Origin of the sequence: Enterococcus sp. AZ009 (assembly GCF_050548785.1) — a bacterium.
Classification (GTDB): domain Bacteria; phylum Bacillota; class Bacilli; order Lactobacillales; family Enterococcaceae; genus Enterococcus_D; species Enterococcus_D entomosocium.
This window is the reverse complement of the sequence record NZ_CP172960.1, coordinates 3,512,111-3,530,763: the sequence shown is the minus strand read 5'-3', so window position 1 is coordinate 3,530,763 and position 18,653 is coordinate 3,512,111. Positions and strand designations below refer to the sequence as shown.

Genomic DNA, 18,653 nt, shown 5'->3' with positions numbered 1-18,653 from the left:
TTGGTTGCTGCATCCGCTCTCAATGTCAATCCTTTCTTGACAATAGATAGGTACCTATGTAAAATGGAGAACGGACTTTTAACTAGCTACCTATCTAAATAGTGAAGAGGCGAAAGGAGCTGAAGATCGATGGTTTCCGAACAAGAAATCGTGGAACGATTGTTTGAAGTGTATAAATTAAATCGGCGGTATGCGGAACAAAAGTATGGACGCTTTATGCCGGGACGGGGGCAGTTCAATTGTTTACTGGTATTGGACGAAAAAGGCACGTTGACCCAAAAAGATCTCGCCGCGTATTTAGCGATTCGTTCGACATCAACTGGCGAACTACTAAAGAAACTGGCTGAAAAAGGGCTGATCCAAAAAGAAGTCGATCCGAAAGATAAACGCAGCCATTTGATTTCGCTGACAGAAGCAGGCAAGGAAGAGGCACAGCGAATGAAAGAAAAACGCAGCAAGGCGCACCAAGAAATGCTGACCTATTTGACGGCAGAAGAAAAACAAGCCTTTGGTCAAGCCTTAGCAAAAATCGAACAGTTTTATCTTGAGAAGGAGGCGGACGTTGATTGAGTGAAACAGTCCAACGAACGGAACGTCAGCGGACGCTGATTTTTATTAATTTAATGATTACATGTATTGCCGTATCCATGTTAGCGACCGCCTTGACGACGGCTTTACCCGCCATCGTCACTGACTTGCAGATTTCCGTCACTACGGGCCAATGGCTGACTAGCGGGTATTCTTTGGCAATGGCGATCGTTATGCCCTTGACGGCATATCTTATGAATCGTGTGCCAACCAAAAAGCTCTATCTCGCTGCATTAGGAATCGCTCTGGTGGGTTTGCTGCTTTGTGCCACAGCGCCCAATTTTCTAGTCATGATGCTTGCTCGTATTTTGCAGGCCGTAGGCAATGGAATCTTGACCGCGATGGCACAAGTGATCCTCTTATCGATCTATCCGATCAATCGCATCGGTGTCGTGATGGGCTGGTATGGACTCTCAATCACCGCGGCACCCGTGATCGCACCGACGATCGCTGGGCTGATCGTGGACCGATTGAACTGGCATGCAATTTTTTATATCGTTGCCGTGATTGTTTTGATCTCATTGATTTGGGCCATAAAGGTTTTTGATGATGTGTTGCCAGTAAGCAACAGCAAATTTGATCAGACCTCTTTTGTTTTGAGTGCCTTTGCTTTTGGTGGGATCACTTTAGGCTTTGGAAACATCGGCAGCTATGGCTTTTTCAGCTTGCCGGTTTTAGGAACCTTAGCGATCGGTTTGGTAGCAGGGATCTTCTTTGTCTTCCGTCAGTTAAGAGCGAAAACCCCATTTTTGGATCTGCGGGTCTTAAAAACAAAAGAGTATGCCATCAGTGTCTTTGGCAGTATCATGCTTTACTTGGTCTTGATGGGTTCGGCGATGCTGATGCCACTTTACGTGCAGTCGATTTTAGGCAAATCAGCGACGATCTCGGGATTAGTCGTTTTGCCAGGCTCTCTGGTCTCGGCTTTCTTAAGTCCCGTGGCTGGGCGAATCTATGACAAAGTCGGCATCCGTCTGTTGACGCTTTTTGGCGGCGGCTCACTGGTCTTGAGCAACATCGGCATGTATTTTATCCATATGCACACGGGTATTTGGGTAGCAGTGGTTTTGAACATGCTGCGCTGTGCCGCCACAGGCTGTTTGTTGATGCCCTTCGTGACGTGGGGAAATAAAAATATTCCGCCGCAACTGACGGCGCATGGAACAGCGTTATTGACTTCTTTGCGGACTGTGGCAGGCGCCATCGGGACAGCATTATTTGTCGGGATCATGAATAGTGTGGCGCAAAAAAGCACGACCTTAACAGGAACGAGTGCGTTGCTTCATGGGATGAATGTTTCTTTCTTATTGATGACGATCGCTTCTGGACTGCTGTTTGCAACGGGGCTATTCTTGATTCGTGATCAGAAACCAGAAGCCGTGTGGCTGGAAGGTGCGGAGGAACCGCTGGAATAAAGAGGGGCACCTTTCTTTGAAGGGTGCTTTTCTTGATTTATTTCATGAAACTCTATGAAAAACCAAAAAATTCGATATAATAAGATAACTTATGGTTTAGGAGGAGTATTTTTTTTCAGGAAAGACTTGTTTTCATGGAAAAAAATCAGGGAGAAAATGAAGAATAAAGGCGTTTATTTTGGGTTGTCTGCCTATGTCTTGTGGGGCTTGGTCACACTATATTGGAAAATAATCGTTGGGGTTTCGCCATTAGCAACGATGTGCTACCGAATCGTGTGGTCCTTTGTTTTTATGGTGCTGTTTATTTTGCTTTCCGGGAAGAAAAAGCAATTTTTACAAGAAGCGCGTCTGCTGTGGAAGAACAAAGTGTTTGCTGGACTGATCGTTTTAGCTTCTGTGCTGATCTCCATCAACTGGTTCACCTTTATCTTTGCGGTGAGTGCGGGCCATGTGATGCAAGCCAGCTTAGGCTATTATATCAATCCGCTAGTCAATGTCTTGTTAGCAACCGTTTTTTTGAAAGAACGTCTTAGTCGTACTGGCATGCTGGCGTGTCTGCTGGCAAGTATCGGGGTGATCTTATTATCGATCCAAACAGGAACGATTCCTTATGCCTCACTGATCATGGCCTTTTCCTTTAGTACGTATGGCTTGATCAAAAAAAGGATCCCCATTAGTTCGGTTACTGGGTTAACGATCGAAACGATGGTGATTTTCCCCTTTGCGCTCGTGTATATTTTAGGATTTTCAACCGTCGGCTTTATGAATTATCCCTTGCAAACCAATCTCTTATTGATGGGTGCCGGGATCGTGACGGCTATTCCGCTGTTGCTGTTTGCGGAAGCCGCGAAAAATGTTTCTTACATTACGCTTGGGTTTATTCAATACGTCAACCCGACGATCATGCTTTTGTTGGCCATCTTTTTGTTTCACGAAACCTATTCACTGGCCCAATTTTCCGCCTTTGCGTTTATTTGGCTAGGGATCGCGGTCTTCACCTATGGTACGTTAGGCACGGCTATGAAAGAGCGGCGCATGGGACAGCAAAGAAAGCAACTCTGATACATCAGGAATGGCTGCAGCTGAGCCGTTCCTTTTTTTATTAAAAAACAACTCAATTTAGATAGTGAAGGATGTTGCAAGGAGAATTGTTCAATGGTATAACAAAGGAAAAGCACGTTGCAGAAATTCTGATTGAAAAGGGTTGCATCTGCCACAGGGGTGTGTTATTATTCTTTCAGTTACAAGGATTGTTACTGTTCGGCAGGCAAAACCAGAATTGACCGTAGCGCGCTAATGGGGAGATTCTAGGTTTTTTTATTTTGGAGTGAGGGAAAACGATGGTTATTGGGAAAATATTAAATAATAATGTCGTCATCTCGACCAATGATGCCGGTCAGGAAGTGATCTATATGGGTCGTGGCATTGCGTTTAAGAAGAAGGTCGGCGATCCAGTGGATGAAGCCTTTGTCGAAAAAGAATTTGTGTTAAAGGATACGTTTACCGCAAATCAGTTTCAGCAATTGTTTTCAGACATTCCTGTGGAAGAAGTCGAAGCCGTCAAGCAAGTGGTGGATGATGCAGAAGCGTCATTGGGGATCGAGCTGTCGCCAAATATTTATTTGACACTGACCGATCATATCCATTATGCGCTAGTTCGGGCACGTGAAGGCATTGAGCTGCCGAATCCATTGTTGTTTGAGACCCGCAAATTTTATCCGAAAGAGTATGCGGTTGCAGCAGATGCCGTTGCTTATTTTGAAAAAGTCTTCGGGATTTCATTGCCGGAATCGGAAATTGGCTTTATCGCCTTTCATATCGTCAATAGCGAACAAGCAAATGGTACGATGGAAACCACGATGCAAGCGGTAGAGATCGTTCGTGACGTATTGGCGATCATCAGTCGTTTTTATGGACGAGTCTTTAACCCAGATTCCTTGAACTATCAACGGATCACCACGCATTTACAGTATTTTGCGCAGCGCTATTTAAGCGATGAACTTTCGGGGGAAAAAGATGAATTTTTATTTGCCCTTGTGCAATCGAAGTACCCTAAAGCGTTTCAAACGGTTCAACGGATCAACGAATATTTGATCAAAACCTACGACAAATCGATCGGTGAATCAGAAATGATCTACTTAACGATCCATATCGAACGTGTCGTCAATGATCAAACCAATTAACATTCAATCATTAACGGATTGTTACTGTCAGGCAGGCAATACCCAGATTGAAAAGACAACAGTCAGCGAGGAAAAGACTCGTTGGACGGTCGTTTTTTCAATCTGGGTTTTTTTATTAAAAAAGGAGTGTTGAAAAAATGAGTTCAAATAAAGAAATTGCAGTTCGCGTCCTCGATGCGGTGGGCGGCAAAGAAAATGTCAATAGCGTGGTGCATTGTGCGACCCGCTTGCGTTTCAAATTAAAAGATGAGAACAAAGCGGATACGGCACGCTTGAATCAAGACGACGACGTGATCCAAGTCGTTCAAAGCGGCGGACAATACCAAGTGGTGATCGGCAGTCATGTCAGCGACGTTTACCGTGAATTGAATGGAGTAGCGAACTTCGATGGTGAAGCAGACAGCAAAGGCGACAAAGGCAACCTGTTGAATCAACTGGTGGATATTATTTCGTCGATCTTCACGCCGTTTTTAGGCGCAATGGCAGGTGCCGGGGTCTTAAAAGGATTCTTGACGCTGGCAGTCACCTTGAATTGGTTAGCAGCTGATTCTGGGGTCTACACCGTATTGTATGCGATTGCTGATGGGTTATTTACCTATTTACCAGTGATGTTGGCTTTTACTGCAGCGAAGAAGTTTCGTACCAATGAATTTCTAGCGGTTTCCTTAGCGATGGCGTTGGTTCATCCAGACATCACCGCTTTGGCTGGGCAAACCTTGAGTTTCTTAGGCCTTCCGGTCATTATTGGTGCGAGTGCTTATACGTCTTCCGTCATTCCGATTATATTAGCGGTCTTTTTACAAAGCTATGTGGAGCGTTTCTTTAAAAAAGTCATTCCTAGCTTCTTACAGATCATCTGTGTGCCTTTAGCGGTCTTCTTGATCATGGCGCCAGTGACCTTTATTGTCGTCGGTCCACTAGGAACGATTTTAGGAAACTTGTTAGGTAGTGCCTATGACAGCATTTACCACTTCAGCCCACTGATCGCTGGCGCTGTCATGGGTGGTTTATGGCAAGTCTTTGTGATGTTTGGCATGCACTGGGGCTTTGTACCGATCATCATGTTGAATCTCAGTCAAACTGGTGTCGATACGATGGTGCCGATGCTGTTGCCAGCTGTCCTTTCTCAAGGTGGTGCAGCGCTAGCAGTGTTCTTTATGACAAAAAATGTGAAATTGAAAGGCTTGGCCCTTTCTTCAACGATCACCTCAATTTTTGGGATCACAGAACCGACGGTGTATGGGGTAACCTTGCCATTGAAAAAACCATTTATCGCCGCGTGTATCAGTGGTGCCATCGGGGGAGCCTTCATCGGCTTCAGCCAAGTCGAAAACTATACCTTTGGGTTAGTCAGCTTACTAAGTCTTCCTTCCTTTATCCCACAAGATACGAAAGATCTAAGTGGTCTGATCGCAGCTTCCATCGGAACGGCTATCGCTTTTTGCGCCGCGTTTGTCTTGACCTTCTTCTTACGTTTTGAAGATCAGCCAGCAACCGATGCCAGTGCAGCACCAGCAAAAGAGCCAGCAGCACCCACAGATAGTTCGTCTAAAGAACGAGTGATCCTCAGCAGTCCGTTAGAAGGCAAAGTGGTTCCCTTAGCAGAAGTCAAAGACCAAGTCTTTTCTTCTGGTGCATTAGGAAAAGGCATCGCCATCGAACCGACCGTCGGGGCTTTGTATGCGCCGGCAGATGGCACCATCACGACGCTCTTTCCTACCGGCCATGCTGTTGGTTTGACCACCACGGATGGAGCAGAAGTCTTGATGCATATTGGTATGGATACCGTGGAGCTAGATGGCAAAGGCTTTGAGGTCTTTGTTAAACAAGACGATCAAGTCAAACGCGGTGATTTGTTGGTGAAGTTTGATCTAGATACGATCAAAGCTGCCGGCTTATCCACGATTACACCAATTGTTGTGACGAATACCCCGCAATATTTAGATGTGATGGATATGAATCAAACCGATGTCTTGCAAGGAGAAGACTTCTTAGCCATCGTAAAATAAGCAAAAGAAACCCGATCCTCGACTGAATATCAGCAAGGATCGGGTTTTTTGTAAGAAAATAAGGCGCAGTTGCCGGTCTCGCTTGCCTTCTTCGGTGGAGAATGCTTGTCACAGCGCTAGTTAAGGGCAAGACCAACATCAGGAACGCGTACTCAGGGAAAATCCGAACATTCTTATGGGCTGCTCCTTATACATGGCTTAAATTTTCGGCAAGCGACTCTAAAGCGGGGAAATCGAGAATTGCATAGCCCTGTTTTTGTTTTTCGATCAGCTTGTCTTCACGAAAGCTGGTAAAGGTTCGCAGCAGGTGGCGATAGCTGACATTCAAGATTGCGGCACAGGTGGTTAACTGAAAGGAAAAGTGTTGGTTTTCTTGATGCGCAAGAATAAATTTGGCCAACCGTGTCTCTACAGGTTCCGTCAATGAATTCGCTAAGTTGATCCCCGAATTCAAGCGGGAACTGAGCAACTGACAGATGGTTTGCAAAAAGCGGACGTCTTGTTGCAAGGTGCTGCGGTAGCGATTCAAAGGGATGCAGACGCAGACGCAAGCAGAAGCGGCTTTGACACTGCTTTTCGGCAAGAGTTCCCATAAAGAGGAAGCTTCCCCTAAAGGTGCAGCCGGCTTGGCGTAATCAATACAAATCGTTTGGGTATCCGAAGAGAAGGAATAGACCATCACGGTTCCTTCCACGAGAAAATACAAGTATTCAGAAGGCGTGCCCGTTCGAATCAGGTGCTCTTCTTTTTCAAAGGAATGCAAAGTGGCCATCGCTAACAAATCATTGTCCATATAAGATTGCAGATCGTATGTGTCAATGTAATTACTGAGGCGTGCGGTATCATCGATTTTTTTCATGGGAATCAGCCACTCCTGAATGGTTTTCTTTAAGTATAGCTTAGTTCCCCTTTTGACTCAACACGAACGATAAATAAAAACTAATGTAAATTGTATGTAAAAATAAGGTAAAATAGGACATGTGTCACTTCATTTTGAAGGGATACTTGGTATGATTTGAATGTAAGAAAGCTTCAAACCATTAGGAGGAGAAAAAATGCCATTGAAACGAATTGTTAAAGGAATGTTAGGAATTGCGTTAGTTGCAGCATTGACCGGCTGTGGGAATGGGAGCAGCAGCAGCGACAGCAGTGCCGCAGCCGAAAAAGAAAAGCTGGTGGTACAATTCGTACCGACCAATAATGACGGCTCGATGCAAGCCAAAGCAAAACCGTTTGCTGAGTATTTATCAAAAAAATTAGACCGTGAAGTAGAAGTAACGTTAGCAACGGATTATTCGACGATCGTAGAAGCGATGGCTTCTGGCCAAGTTGATTTAGGGATCATGCCGCCAGCCGCTTATGTTCAAGCCAAAGACATGGATGCAGCAGAAGCGATTTTGACTTCTCAATTAGGTGCCTATGATCCAGAGACCGGCTTGCCATTAGAAGGGGAAAAAACCAATACCTTCAAAGGGGAGATCTTGGTACGTGCGGATAGCGATATGACAGAATTGACGGACTTAAAAGGGAAAAAAATCGCTACATTGAGTCCGAACTCTGCCAGCGGCTATATTTACCCAGTTGCCGAGTTGAAAGATGCAGGAGTTGATCCAACGACGGATGCTACATTAACGACGGTGAACGATATTCCAAGTGAGATCACTGCAGTCTTGAATGGTCAGATGGATGCCGCCTTTGTGTTTCAAGGGGCACGGAATGTCTTTGCGTCAAGCTTCCCAGATAACGATTTATTCGAAGATCTAAAAGTTCTTTACTTAACCGAAGGGGACATCCCGAATGACGCCATTGCCGTTCAACCGACGATGGATGCTGAACTAAAAGAGCAGATCAAAGAAGTGTTCTTGAATATGGCAGACGATGAAGAAGGCGCCGAAGCAATGAGCTTGTGGGGACACCAAGGGTATGAAGAAGCAGCTGATTCTGCTTACGATACCATTCGCGACTATACTAAACGAGCAGCAGAGTAAAAAATCAGGGATTGCGGTAGAAGGATAACGGTACACGGAGATGTGCAGCGATTTACTAGGGGAATAGGTGGAATACGCAGTATCAGTGCATTTTTTAGTGAGATAGACCGTGACCGATTGGGGAAACTTTGCCGCGGTCCCTACATAATGGAGAAGACAGATGATAACTTTTGAGAATGTATCCAAAGTCTACCCGAATGGGGTCAAAGGATTACAGAACATAGATGTAACGATTGAACAAGGAGAATTTGTGGCAATCATTGGTTTGAGCGGTGCTGGTAAGAGTACCTTTTTGCGCTCGATCAATCGCTTAGTGCCAATCACTGAAGGAGATATCCGGGTAGATGGCAAATCAGTCACGAAAGCCAATAAAAAAGAATTGCGCTTGATTCGCCGACAAATCGGATTGATCTCCCAAAGCTTCAATTTGGTCAAACGTAGTACTGTCCAAAAGAATGTGCTATCTGGTCGTTTGGGGTATTACGGGACATGGAAAAGTATTTTAGGGTTATTTACGAAAGAAGACTATGAAAGAACGAAAGAAGCACTAGCGACTGTCGGCTTGTCAGACAAACTGCAAACGAGAAGCGACCAGTTGAGTGGTGGGCAACAGCAGCGGGTATCCATCGCCCGTGCCTTGGTCCAACAAGCGCCAGTGATTTTAGCAGATGAACCCGTGGCATCGCTAGATCCCATCACCACAGAGAAAGTGATGGAGGATTTGAAGAAGATCAATCAAGAAATGGGCAAAACGATTGTCATCAATCTGCATTCGATTCCCTTGGCTCGTCAGTATGCAACAAGGATCATTGCCTTAAAAGCAGGTGCAATCGTTTTTGACGGCAACGCAGCCGCTTTGACGGATCAGCGTTTAGAACAAATCTATGGGAAAGCAATTTTTGAAGAAAAGGCAGGAGAAATCGATGAAACTGAAAGAAACAGTTCATTTTAATTGGTACAAACACCTGCTGCTGATTCTTTTATTGCTGCTCTTTTTTCAAAGCAGTGCCTGGATCACGGGGGCTGATTTTGCACAAGTGTGGTCGAATCGAAGCCAGATGACGGCTTTCATGGCTCGCTTTTTGCATCCGGATTTTAGTTATTTACCGCAACTGATGATGCCCTTGATCAAGACATTGCAAATGTCCTTTTTAGGCACTGTTTTAGGAGTAGTCGCAGCGATACCGGTGAGTCTGTTGGCGACGACAGTCGTGACAGAAAGCCGGTGGGTCTCTGTGCCGATGCGTTTTCTCTTAGGTCTGGTGCGGACGATCCCCAATTTATTGTTGGCGGCATTGTTCGTAGCGATTTTTGGGATCGGTGAAGCCACTGGTGTTTTGACCATCGCGGTCTTTACCTTTGGGATGGTTTCACAGCTGATGTTCCAAGCGATCGAAACCATTGATTTTGCGCCAATCGAAGCAGCGGCGGCGGTAGGGGCAAATAAATTTCAAGTGACTGTTTGGGCGATCATACCTCAAGTCATCAGCCAGTTTGCCAGCTATACTTTTTATGCCTTTGAAGTCAATGTTCGAGCTTCGACGGTGTTAGGATATGTTGGTGCCGGCGGGATCGGGGTCATCTTGAACGCCTCATTGGCATTGTTGAATTATGAACGGGTCTCGATCATTATCTTGACGATTTTGCTAACGGTAGCGATCGTTGATTTTCTAAGTGAGCGGGTAAGGAGGTCATTCCTATGATGATCAGAGAAGTGAAGAAAACGACTTGGCTGTTATGGGGACTCTTTGCTATCTTACTGGCATTATCTGCAGCGACGCTGGATTATTCCGGATTGAGTACTTTTTCCTTAGCGATGGGAAGAGATGTCCTGCAAGGGTTGAGTCAGCCAGACTGGTCTTTCTTTTACGACGGTAGCGGGGAGGATCTGTGGAGCTTATTGTTACTGACGATCGGGATCGCCTGTCTAGGAACGATGATCGCAACAGTCTGCGCGATACCGGTGACCTTGCTGAGTGCCGCCAACCTATGGTCTTCTGCGCCGTGGGTCGCGAAGATCGGCAAAATGATCTGCAATATCTTGCGGGCATTTCCAGAGCTAGTTTATGCGATTATTTTTGTCCGTGTGGTAGGTCCGGGACCTTTCGCTGGGGTTATGGCGATCGGTGTCCACCAGATCGGTATGCTGGGCAAGTTGTTCACCGAAGAAATGGAAGCCATGGATGAGCGCTTGACGGAAGAGATGCAAGCAGTCGGTGCCAACTTTTGGCAAACGATGTTTTTCGTGCGGGTTCCTTATTTAGCACCCATCTATAGTTCTTTTGCGTTGAATCATTTTGAAATTGCGGTCCGCAGTGCAGCAACGTTAGGGTTAGTCGGTGCCGGCGGGATCGGTGCACCATTGATTTTTGCTATTCAAACCAGAACCTGGAGCAAGGTAAGTATTATTTTGTTGGGCGTCGTTGTGACCGTCTTCTTATTAGACCAGTTGACTGGAATCATCAGAAAGAAATTGAGATAAACCTATGAATATATTGCATATATCAGATATCCATTTTCGAGAAAGTTACCTGCCTTGTGAAGAAGGGTATCAAGGAATGCTGGCAGCTATGCAAAATCCCTTGATTCCTCTTGAAGAGTGTATCCAAGATGCCAAGGCGCGAGGGGCGATTGATTTGGTGGTGATCAGCGGCGATTTGACCGAAGATGGCGCGCCTGCCGATTATGCCTCTTTGAAGCATTATCTAGAAAAAGCCTTTGGCTCAGTGCCGATCGTAGTAACGCTAGGCAATCATGATATTAAACGGCATTTTCGCCAAGGCTGGCAAGGCAAGTCAGTAGAAACGGCCAGTGATACACCTTTTAATCAAGTCTATGAAACGGAGACATTGGCGGTCGTGGCTTTCGATAATTCCTGCTATGGCTATGCCGACGGTATCGTAGATGAACGACAGTTTGAATGGCTGCAAGCCACGCTGGCGCAGCTCAAAGAGAAAAAGATCATCTTTGTGACGCACCATCATTTGTTGCCTTATCAAGCAAGCACGCCGGCATGGGCCGGTGCCAATCGTTTGGTGGCATTATTGCAGCAGTATCAGATCTCTTGTATTCTCAGCGGACATACCCATCATGCATTTACGGGAACGATCGCAGGGATTCCTTACTATACTGTGGCAAGTATGTCGTTTGTCGGGGAAGATGAAGGCGAGGGGATGGTCCGTTTTGAAGAACGCTATGGATACAATTTGTATCGTTTTGAGGAAGGCGCGCTGGTTCATCAATCCTCAGAAAACTATCGACCGAACCGCGTATTGATGTGGGTCAACATGCAAGGATAAAAAACAGACGTTCCGTAAACGCTGAATTTAGCAGCAGGAAAGGAACGTCTGTTTTTGTGCAAAAAAGGCTTAACCTTGATTGCCAAAGGTTTTGACAACTTCAATCGTGCCGTCGATATGGAAAAACAAGGTATAGTTTTCTTCGGTTTTGATACCGTCAAAGCGGCGAGCATAATAGGTGACTGCGTCTTTGAAGGTTTGTGGGGGGACACCTAAAAAATCAGCGCATGCCGCCAACGTTTTGCAGCCTTCTTCAAAACAAGCGATGATATCATAGGGCGTGACCACGATCGCAGAACCAATGTCACGGGCTTTGCGTTCTTGTTTGCGTTTTTCGTTGGTGTCTTGGGCGGTAATGTCGCCAGCACTGGTCAAATAATGACCGATTTCTTCACCGATGGTGCTCAAGAGGTCTTCTTGTGATTGGTCAGGGTTCAAGTAAATATGGTGATCGATGTACAATCCTTGCTGACCATCAGGCATATTTTTATCGAAAATAAAGTGCAAGTCTGGGTAGGCGGCCATCAGTTCTTCTACTTTATCCATTTCCATCATTCCTTTTGGGCGTGCCGCTGTTTTATAAATTCAATGTAGCTGAGGATATCTTCCATCTGCTCATCGGTGACGTCATCATCAATATGGGCCGCAACGGTTTGAACTTTTGCAGAGGGCGGCGTAAAGCCTGCCGGGACTTGTCTGCCTAATAAAAAATCGGTGGATACTTGAAAAATCTCCGCGAGTTTGACGATGGTCTCGCCATCGGGTTCGTTACGATCATTTTCGAAATGCGAATACGCTGCGCGGGTGATCCCTAGCTGATCTGCGATCTGCTGTTGGGTTTGGTTGGTTCGTAGTCTGAGTGTTCTTAGCCGTTCGCCAAGCATGAGTGATCGCCTCCTTTTTTGTAGTATAGCACGTTGGATATAATTTGTATCTATTTTTGTATTATTTGATATAAAAAATATCACATCAGTTGACGATACGAATCGTATCTTTTATACTGGAAACAGATGATATGAATCGTATCAAAAAGAATGGGGGAGGATCATGGATACATCGATCGTAACTGTTGTCTTGCCGTCACTCATTACTGGTGTACTTACTTATTTGGCTACCCGAGTATCCAGCAAAGCGAATTTGGAACAAACGAATATCGAAAATGCCCAAAAGCTTTACCTAAAATATGAACAGATCAATCAAGAATTGACCCATAAAATCGATCAGTTAGAAGAAGAAGTCCAAAAGACCGCCAAAACCTACCAAGAAGAAGTCTTGGTCTATCAAGGAAAGCTTGCTACTGCCCAAAGCGAAAGGGATTTATTGCGGGCAGAAAACCAGGTGCTGAAAGAATTACAGCGAGGGAATCAAGTGCCTGTGGCGCGTGAAGAGAAGCAACATTCAGCTGTTGGCTAATAGAAAAAAACTGCTTATCCATCAATAAGCAGTTTTTTTTCTAGTTTTTATTCTTTAATTGATCATTTGTTCATTCACGTAGGCAGCATAAAGCGGGTGATTGTTGATCAATTCTGCATGGGTACCTTGACCGGTAATGGTACCTTTTTCTATAAAGTAGATTTGATCGGCATCCACGATGGTCGACAAGCGATGGGCGATCACTAATGTCGTGCGCCCTTCCATTAGATGATCCAACGCCCGCTGGACCTTTTCTTCCGACTGAGAATCTAGGCTGGCGGTCGCTTCATCGAGCATCAGCAGCTTGGGGTCTCGCAAGAATGCTCGTGCGATGGCGATCCGTTGTTTTTGCCCGCCAGATAGTTTGACGCCGCGTTCGCCGATTTGTGTTTCTAGTTTTTCGGGGAACTCTTGGACGAACTGATCGGCATAAGCCAATGCCAGTCCTTGCCACAATTCCTCCTCTGACAGTGTTCGGCTTAATCCGTATTGCAAGTTTTCCCGAATCGTACCGGCAAAGACCGCACTGTCTTGGGAAACATAGCCGATCTGTGCCCGCCAGTCCTGCAGATCAATGTCAGCTATCGGCTGTTCACCAATCAGCAAGCGCCCGCTGGTGGGTTCATAAAAGCGTTCCAGTAAAGCGAAGATCGTGGATTTTCCGCCGCCGCTTGGTCCCGCAAAAGCAATCACGGTGTTGGGTTTGGCTTCAAAAGAAATGTTTTGCAAAATCGGCCGTTTGGGATCGTAACTGAAATCGATCTGTTCTGCCCGTAGGACTGCGCCGTCGATAGCGGCTTTGGGTGCTGCCTGGATCGGCTCCAGCGGCGTATCCAAAATTTCTTGGATCCGTTCCGTAGCACCCATCGCTTTTTGGACTTGTGAAAAGAACATCGCAAACGTAGTCACAGGCGCAATAATATTAAAGAGATACAGTAGAAAAGCAATCAATGCGCCACTCGTCAAGGTGCCGGCTTGGACACGGATCGCGCCATAACCGAGGATTCCTACGAGTAATCCCAGCATTGCCGTCGTCATGATTGGCTGCAAAATCGCACTAACTTTCGCATCCTTGACCCCGAGGGTAAAGATTGCTCCAATGTTGCGCCGACCGTTTTCTTGTTCACTAGCTTCTCCGTTGCTGGCTTTGATCAAACGGATCTCTGAGAGTTTTTCGCTGGCATCCGCATTGAAATCGGCAGTCGCTGCTTGTAGTTGGCGTCCTAGTTTCGACATGATCTTGCCGATCGGCCACATGATCAAGGTGATCAAAGGCACCGCACTGAACATGATCGCAGCCATCTTCCAATCCATCAAAAACAAGATGATCATCGAACCGACCAATTGGATCAAGCCGGTGACAAAGCTGGGAAATTGCGAGGTGACTAGGTCTTTGATCACGGAAGTATCATTGACGAGTCGCGAACTGCTTTCCCCCGACTTGTGGTCATCAAAATAGCTGACTGGCAAATGCAGCAGATGTTTCCAAAGACGTTCCCGCAACGTTTTCACGGCACTTTCTCCCACATAGCGCAAGAGAAAGCCGCCTAAAGTGCCTACGCCTAATTGCAGCACAAAGGCTAGGATCAAAACGACCAGCATGGAGGAGCTGAACGTGGGGGTGCCGCTGGCATCGACTAGCGTTTTCGTCAGCTGCGGCACGACCAAACTGGCGGCACTTGTGATCAGGCTAAAGAGCATCCCTAAAAGAAACAAGCCATTCTTGGGGTTGACACTGACGATCAGGTGGATAAAGTCTTTCATTTTAAATGTGTTTTTGTTCACTGTTGGTGTCGTTGTTTCCATTCGTTTTCCTCCGCTACAAGCAAGATGGCCTGCAGCTTTTTCTTTTTCATTAGGTGCTATTAGAAATCCTGCCAATCATCTTCGGCTGCTTCGTCTTTATAAGCGGAATCAGGTCTTGCTTTGCGGTCTTGTCCAAACCCGTAGGCATCAAACAAGTTGCCTTTTCCCCATGTGTCCCGTGGATCATTCGCCTCGCTACTATCAAATGGCCCAAATGGCCCAAATGGCCGATTGCCAAACATGCCGCGGTGTCCAGGAAATGGCATTTGCCGCATGGCTTCTTTGATCTGCTTTTTCATTTGACGCCGCTCGTCAGCGCCCATATCTTGCCAAGTATCTTTCATTTGTTGCTTCATTTTTCGGCGATCGTCATTCGTCATTTCCTGCCAATTTCCACCCCATTGCTTCATCATCTGTTCCCGGATCTCCTGCATAGCTTGTAGACGATCCATCGGGTCAATAAAGCGTTGCGTCTGTTGCTGAAAGTCAGCTTCCCACCCAGCGGCGATGTTTTCAAGCAGACGGGCAAATTCGGTTTGTTCTTCCTCTGTTAACCCAGCAAAAAACGTTTGACTGCTGGCGGCTTCTTTTTGTGCCAGTAATTTTTCTGCTTTTTTTCGTCCAGTCTCTGTCAGAAAGATTCGTTTGATCCTTTTGTCGGCTGCATCTTCTTTGCGTTGGATATCCCCACTGCTTTCCATTTTCTTCAATAGTTCTGCCAAGGAACTTGGCCGTAAATCTAAAACTTCTGCGAGGTAATTTTGCACCAAGCCATCTTCTAAATTTAAAACGGCTAGGACGCGTTGCTGTCCAGAAAGGCGTTGGTTATTTTGACTCATAAAAGCATTGCTGGCTTCGCTGATAAAACGAAGCTGTTTCATTAAGTGATCGGTCATTGTACTCATTGAGAACACTCCTTTTGAATTATTGTTCGGTACCTAATGATATCGATGAGTTGATTATAGTTCGGTGCCGAAAGAATGTCAAGAGGAAGTAGCTGGGATTTTTTTTCTAACAAAAAGTAAGCAAAATGATTGACTTACTAAAAGTAAGTTTGATATGCTGAGTCCATCGTTAAAGAAAACACAATAAAAGGAGTACAAAAGAATGGTCTTTGGATTTGGGAAAAAAGAACAAATAATTGAAAAAGAAGTAATTAAAGAGGTGTATCGCACTCCGGAAAAGAAAAAAGCGCAAAAAATCGGAATCATCGTTGGCAGTACGAGAGAAGGCCGCGTGAGTCCGCAAGTAGCCAATTACGTTTTACAAACAGCACGAGCACATAGCGACCGCTCATTTGAAATCATTGATATCAAAGACTACGACTTGCCCTTTATGGGTACAGGCGAAGCGAACCAAGCGTGGAACGAAAAAATCGCTGAATTAGACGGCTATATCTTCATCGTACAAGAATACAATCATGGGCTATCGGCTTCCTTGAAAAATGCGTTAGACAGCGCCCGCGAGGAATGGTTCAACAAAGCAGCAGCAATCGTCAGCTATGGTTCAGCAGGGGGGATTCGGGCCGCTGAGCAAGTTCGTTTGATTTTGGCGGAACAAAAAGTAGCCACGGTGCGCACTAATCCAGCCTTCAACTTATTTACTGATTTTGAAAATTTTGCCACCTTTACTCCTGGCGAACATATGACGGCAGGAATGAACGATATGTTGACGGAATTATTGGACTGGGCAGACACATTTGCCAATCGTTAAAAAACAAACGAAAACAATCTTAGGAGGAACCTATCATGAAATTTGGTATTATTTTAGGCAGTACAAGAGAAGGACGCGTAAGTCCGCAAGTCGGAGCATATATTCAAGAAATTGCTACTCAACGGTCAGAGCATCAGTTTGAGATCGTTGATGTAAAGGCATTTGATTTACCGTTTATGGGAACGGCTGAGCCAAACATGGCGTGGAACAAAAAAATCGCTGAATTAGATGGCTATATCTTCATCGTACAAGAATACAACCACGGTTTTGCGGCTTCCTTGAAAAATGCCGTAGACTCTGCACGGGAAGAATGGTTTGATAAAGCAGCTGGGATCGTCAGTTATGGTTCTGGCGGTGGGATTCGTGCCGCTGAACAATTGCGTAACGTTTTAGCTGAACAAAAAGTTGCCACCGTGCGGACTAACCCAGCCTTCAATCTCTTCACAGATTTTGAAAATTTCAGTACCTTCAAACCCGGTGCGCACATGGCTGCAGGTGTCAATGACATGCTGGATGAATTGTTGTTGTGGTCAAAAGCTTTTGCCACGATTCGCTGATCTGTTTTAGGAGGTCACCATTTATCATCGATCATTTGCTGTTTCATTCATTGAATGGAGCAGCATTTTTTTGCGTTTCCAAGGAATGGTTTTCACTGGAAAGGCTATTTCACTGAAAGAATGACTAAAAATCGGGTATACTAGAAGAACAGAAGATGCGGGCAACTGCGTTCGATTTTTTGCCCAACGAGTGCATCCAGTAACAGAGGAGTGAACAAGAGCATGAATCTACTTTTTGCGATTGATGATCGATTCAGTGAACAATTAAAAACAACGTTATATTCAATCAAACGCCATACGACAGCAGCATCTTTCGATGTCTATGTCTTACAAGAAAAAGAATTGAGACAAGGTGCAGAGCTAGAGGTCTTTTGTCAAAAATTGGCGATGACCTATCATCCCGTCATCATCGGTTCTGGTTCGATCTTTAAAACGGCACCAGTTAGTGACCGCTACCCAGAATCAATCTACTATCGATTGTTGGCACAAAATTACTTGCCGCAGCAGGTGGAAAAAATCCTGTATCTGGATGCGGATATTTTGTGCATCAATGATTTGCGCCCCTTGTATGAGCTGACGTTAGGGGATTTTCTGTATGCCGCTGCCAGTCATTCCAAGCTGACAGAAGTGACGACGGTCATCAATAAAGTCCGTTTGCGCAATTATGAGTCAGAAGGCTACTATAATTCAGGTGTCTTGCTGATGAATGTGCACCAGCTACGGCAAGAGGTCAAAGAAACAGAAATCGCAGCCTTCATTGAGAAAAATCATTTGAACCTCTTTTTGCCGGATCAAGATATTTTGAATGGGTTATATGGTGATCGGGTGCTAGCGATTCCTGATCAGCTCTATAACTATGATGTACGGAAAAACCGTACGTATGAGACGATCAGCCTAGGGGAATGGAGTTTGGATTGGGTCATCGAACATACCGTTTTGCTGCATTTTTGCGGCAAAGAGAAACCATGGAAGAAAGGCTATCGCAGCCGCTACGGTTCGTTATACAAATATGTAGAAAATGAACGGCGGAAGTTTGAAGAGGAACAATCAAAGAGCGTATGATTAAAAAAGCTTTACTTGGACAAAAGACAGGTAAAGCTTTTTTTTCGATCATTTTTTGAAGGGAATTCTTGTAAAATCAAGTAGACGCATCTAATTTGCTTCCGCATCGATAAGGAAACACCTTGTGTTCAAAAAGAAAGCGCTATCTATTATGATGACATTATCAACCCATTGCCATGCTAAATCAGGTGAGCAACTGATTTATTCAACGTAAGGAAAATCAGTACTACACCACTATTTAGCAGCTACTGAACATAGATAGTGAAAATGAGTGTATTTGTTAAGGAGGAAAACTATATGAAAAAAGCATTAATCATCTGTGCAGGCGGTATGTCTTCATCGGTCATTGCAAAAAAAACGACGGAATATTTTAAAGAGCGAGGAAAAGAAATTGAACTAGATGCAACGTCTGCCTCTCAAGGAGCAGCCACGATCGCCAAAGATGAATACGACCTATACTTAGTCAGCCCTCAAACTAAGATGTACTTTGCGAATCTTGAAAAAGCTGCCATCAAGTACCAACGACCCATCGTAAATATTCCGCCCCAAGCCTATGTTCCGATACCGATGGGCATTGAAAAATTAGCTGCTGTGGTAGAACAAAATATCAAATAGCAGTT

General features: G+C 45.2%; 20 protein-coding genes. 15 read left to right on the top strand and 5 right to left on the bottom strand.

Translation table 11 applies throughout. The annotated features are described in order from the left end of the window. Positions 1-129: 129 nt before the first annotated feature. The 5 genes from IGJ74_RS16760 to IGJ74_RS16740 all read left to right on the top strand — a co-directional run bounded on the left by IGJ74_RS16760 (position 130) and on the right by IGJ74_RS16740 (position 6,195). Positions 130-570, top strand: a complete 441-nt coding sequence (locus tag IGJ74_RS16760; RefSeq protein WP_005230651.1) for a MarR family winged helix-turn-helix transcriptional regulator — start codon at positions 130-132, stop codon at positions 568-570. Continuing rightward, positions 567-2,003, top strand: coding sequence for an MDR family MFS transporter (locus IGJ74_RS16755; RefSeq protein WP_242691991.1), 1,437 nt, complete (start codon positions 567-569; stop codon positions 2,001-2,003). The genes IGJ74_RS16760 and IGJ74_RS16755 overlap by 4 nt, the downstream gene beginning before the upstream one ends. A gap of 156 nt (positions 2,004-2,159) precedes the next feature. Further along, positions 2,160-3,065, top strand: a complete 906-nt coding sequence (gene rarD, locus IGJ74_RS16750) for an EamA family transporter RarD (protein WP_008380213.1) — start codon at positions 2,160-2,162, stop codon at positions 3,063-3,065. Positions 3,066-3,343: 278 nt separating this feature from the next. Continuing rightward, positions 3,344-4,186 carry a BglG family transcription antiterminator LicT gene (gene licT / locus IGJ74_RS16745; protein WP_005233287.1) on the top strand — a complete coding sequence of 281 codons (843 nt, stop codon included), beginning with the start codon at positions 3,344-3,346 and terminating at the stop codon, positions 4,184-4,186. 137 nt (positions 4,187-4,323) lie between these two features. Then, on the top strand, positions 4,324-6,195 hold the full coding sequence (locus IGJ74_RS16740) for a beta-glucoside-specific PTS transporter subunit IIABC (RefSeq protein ID WP_087664538.1): 1,872 nt from the start codon (positions 4,324-4,326) through the stop codon (positions 6,193-6,195). Positions 6,196-6,382: 187 nt separating this feature from the next. On the opposite strand, the gene IGJ74_RS16735 is transcribed toward IGJ74_RS16740, so the two are convergent. Then, positions 6,383-7,054, bottom strand: a complete 672-nt coding sequence (locus IGJ74_RS16735) for a cyclic nucleotide-binding domain-containing protein (RefSeq protein ID WP_005233292.1) — start codon at positions 7,052-7,054, stop codon at positions 6,383-6,385. A 196-nt stretch (positions 7,055-7,250) separates the two neighbouring features. Here IGJ74_RS16735 and IGJ74_RS16730 point away from each other — a divergent pair, with 196 nt between their 5' ends. The 5 genes from IGJ74_RS16730 (at position 7,251) to IGJ74_RS16710 (ending at position 11,482) form a co-directional block, all read left to right on the top strand. Further along, positions 7,251-8,183 carry a phosphate/phosphite/phosphonate ABC transporter substrate-binding protein gene (locus IGJ74_RS16730; protein WP_008380209.1) on the top strand — a complete coding sequence of 311 codons (933 nt, stop codon included), beginning with the start codon at positions 7,251-7,253 and terminating at the stop codon, positions 8,181-8,183. Positions 8,184-8,343: 160 nt separating this feature from the next. Next, positions 8,344-9,135 (top strand): phosphonate ABC transporter ATP-binding protein, encoded by a 792-nt coding sequence (gene phnC, locus IGJ74_RS16725; protein ID WP_005230661.1) that lies wholly within the window; start codon positions 8,344-8,346, stop codon positions 9,133-9,135. Further along, a complete protein-coding gene (gene phnE / locus IGJ74_RS16720; protein WP_008380208.1) occupies positions 9,107-9,886 on the top strand; it encodes a phosphonate ABC transporter, permease protein PhnE in 780 nt (259 codons plus the stop codon). The genes phnC and phnE (IGJ74_RS16720) overlap by 29 nt, the downstream gene beginning before the upstream one ends. Continuing rightward, the gene (phnE, locus tag IGJ74_RS16715; protein WP_005230666.1) at positions 9,883-10,665 is read left to right on the top strand and encodes a phosphonate ABC transporter, permease protein PhnE; all 783 of its coding nucleotides are present in this window, start codon (positions 9,883-9,885) and stop codon (positions 10,663-10,665) included. Before phnE (IGJ74_RS16720) ends, phnE (IGJ74_RS16715) begins: the two co-directional genes overlap by 4 nt. A 4-nt stretch (positions 10,666-10,669) precedes the next feature. Then, positions 10,670-11,482 carry a metallophosphoesterase family protein gene (locus tag IGJ74_RS16710; protein WP_087664539.1) on the top strand — a complete coding sequence of 271 codons (813 nt, stop codon included), beginning with the start codon at positions 10,670-10,672 and terminating at the stop codon, positions 11,480-11,482. A 69-nt stretch (positions 11,483-11,551) separates the two neighbouring features. On the opposite strand, the gene IGJ74_RS16705 is transcribed toward IGJ74_RS16710, so the two are convergent. Then, a complete protein-coding gene (locus IGJ74_RS16705; protein ID WP_034858679.1) occupies positions 11,552-12,028 on the bottom strand; it encodes an ImmA/IrrE family metallo-endopeptidase in 477 nt (158 codons plus the stop codon). Positions 12,029-12,033: 5 nt separating this feature from the next. Continuing rightward, positions 12,034-12,366, bottom strand: coding sequence for a helix-turn-helix domain-containing protein (locus IGJ74_RS16700; RefSeq protein WP_005230670.1), 333 nt, complete (start codon positions 12,364-12,366; stop codon positions 12,034-12,036). Between the two features lie 163 nt (positions 12,367-12,529). Here IGJ74_RS16700 and IGJ74_RS16695 point away from each other — a divergent pair, with 163 nt between their 5' ends. Further along, the gene (locus IGJ74_RS16695) at positions 12,530-12,895 is read left to right on the top strand and encodes a hypothetical protein (protein ID WP_005233306.1); all 366 of its coding nucleotides are present in this window, start codon (positions 12,530-12,532) and stop codon (positions 12,893-12,895) included. A 54-nt stretch (positions 12,896-12,949) separates the two neighbouring features. Here the strand turns inward: IGJ74_RS16695 and IGJ74_RS16690 are convergent, their stop codons facing one another. Beyond that, positions 12,950-14,701, bottom strand: coding sequence for an ABC transporter ATP-binding protein (locus tag IGJ74_RS16690; protein WP_042890891.1), 1,752 nt, complete (start codon positions 14,699-14,701; stop codon positions 12,950-12,952). A gap of 59 nt (positions 14,702-14,760) precedes the next feature. Further along, positions 14,761-15,606 carry a MarR family transcriptional regulator gene (locus IGJ74_RS16685; RefSeq protein ID WP_016620316.1) on the bottom strand — a complete coding sequence of 282 codons (846 nt, stop codon included), beginning with the start codon at positions 15,604-15,606 and terminating at the stop codon, positions 14,761-14,763. 202 nt (positions 15,607-15,808) lie between these two features. Here IGJ74_RS16685 and IGJ74_RS16680 point away from each other — a divergent pair, with 202 nt between their 5' ends. From IGJ74_RS16680 to IGJ74_RS16665, 4 genes are all read left to right on the top strand, one after another. Continuing rightward, positions 15,809-16,414, top strand: coding sequence for an NADPH-dependent FMN reductase (locus tag IGJ74_RS16680; protein WP_005233311.1), 606 nt, complete (start codon positions 15,809-15,811; stop codon positions 16,412-16,414). A 35-nt stretch (positions 16,415-16,449) separates the two neighbouring features. Further along, positions 16,450-16,971, top strand: a complete 522-nt coding sequence (locus IGJ74_RS16675; RefSeq protein WP_005233313.1) for an NADPH-dependent FMN reductase — start codon at positions 16,450-16,452, stop codon at positions 16,969-16,971. Positions 16,972-17,193: 222 nt separating this feature from the next. Beyond that, positions 17,194-18,033, top strand: a complete 840-nt coding sequence (locus IGJ74_RS16670; protein WP_008380189.1) for a glycosyltransferase family 8 protein — start codon at positions 17,194-17,196, stop codon at positions 18,031-18,033. A 297-nt stretch (positions 18,034-18,330) separates the two neighbouring features. Beyond that, positions 18,331-18,648, top strand: a complete 318-nt coding sequence (locus IGJ74_RS16665; RefSeq protein ID WP_008380187.1) for a PTS cellobiose transporter subunit IIB — start codon at positions 18,331-18,333, stop codon at positions 18,646-18,648. The last annotated feature ends 5 nt before the right edge of the window (positions 18,649-18,653 follow it).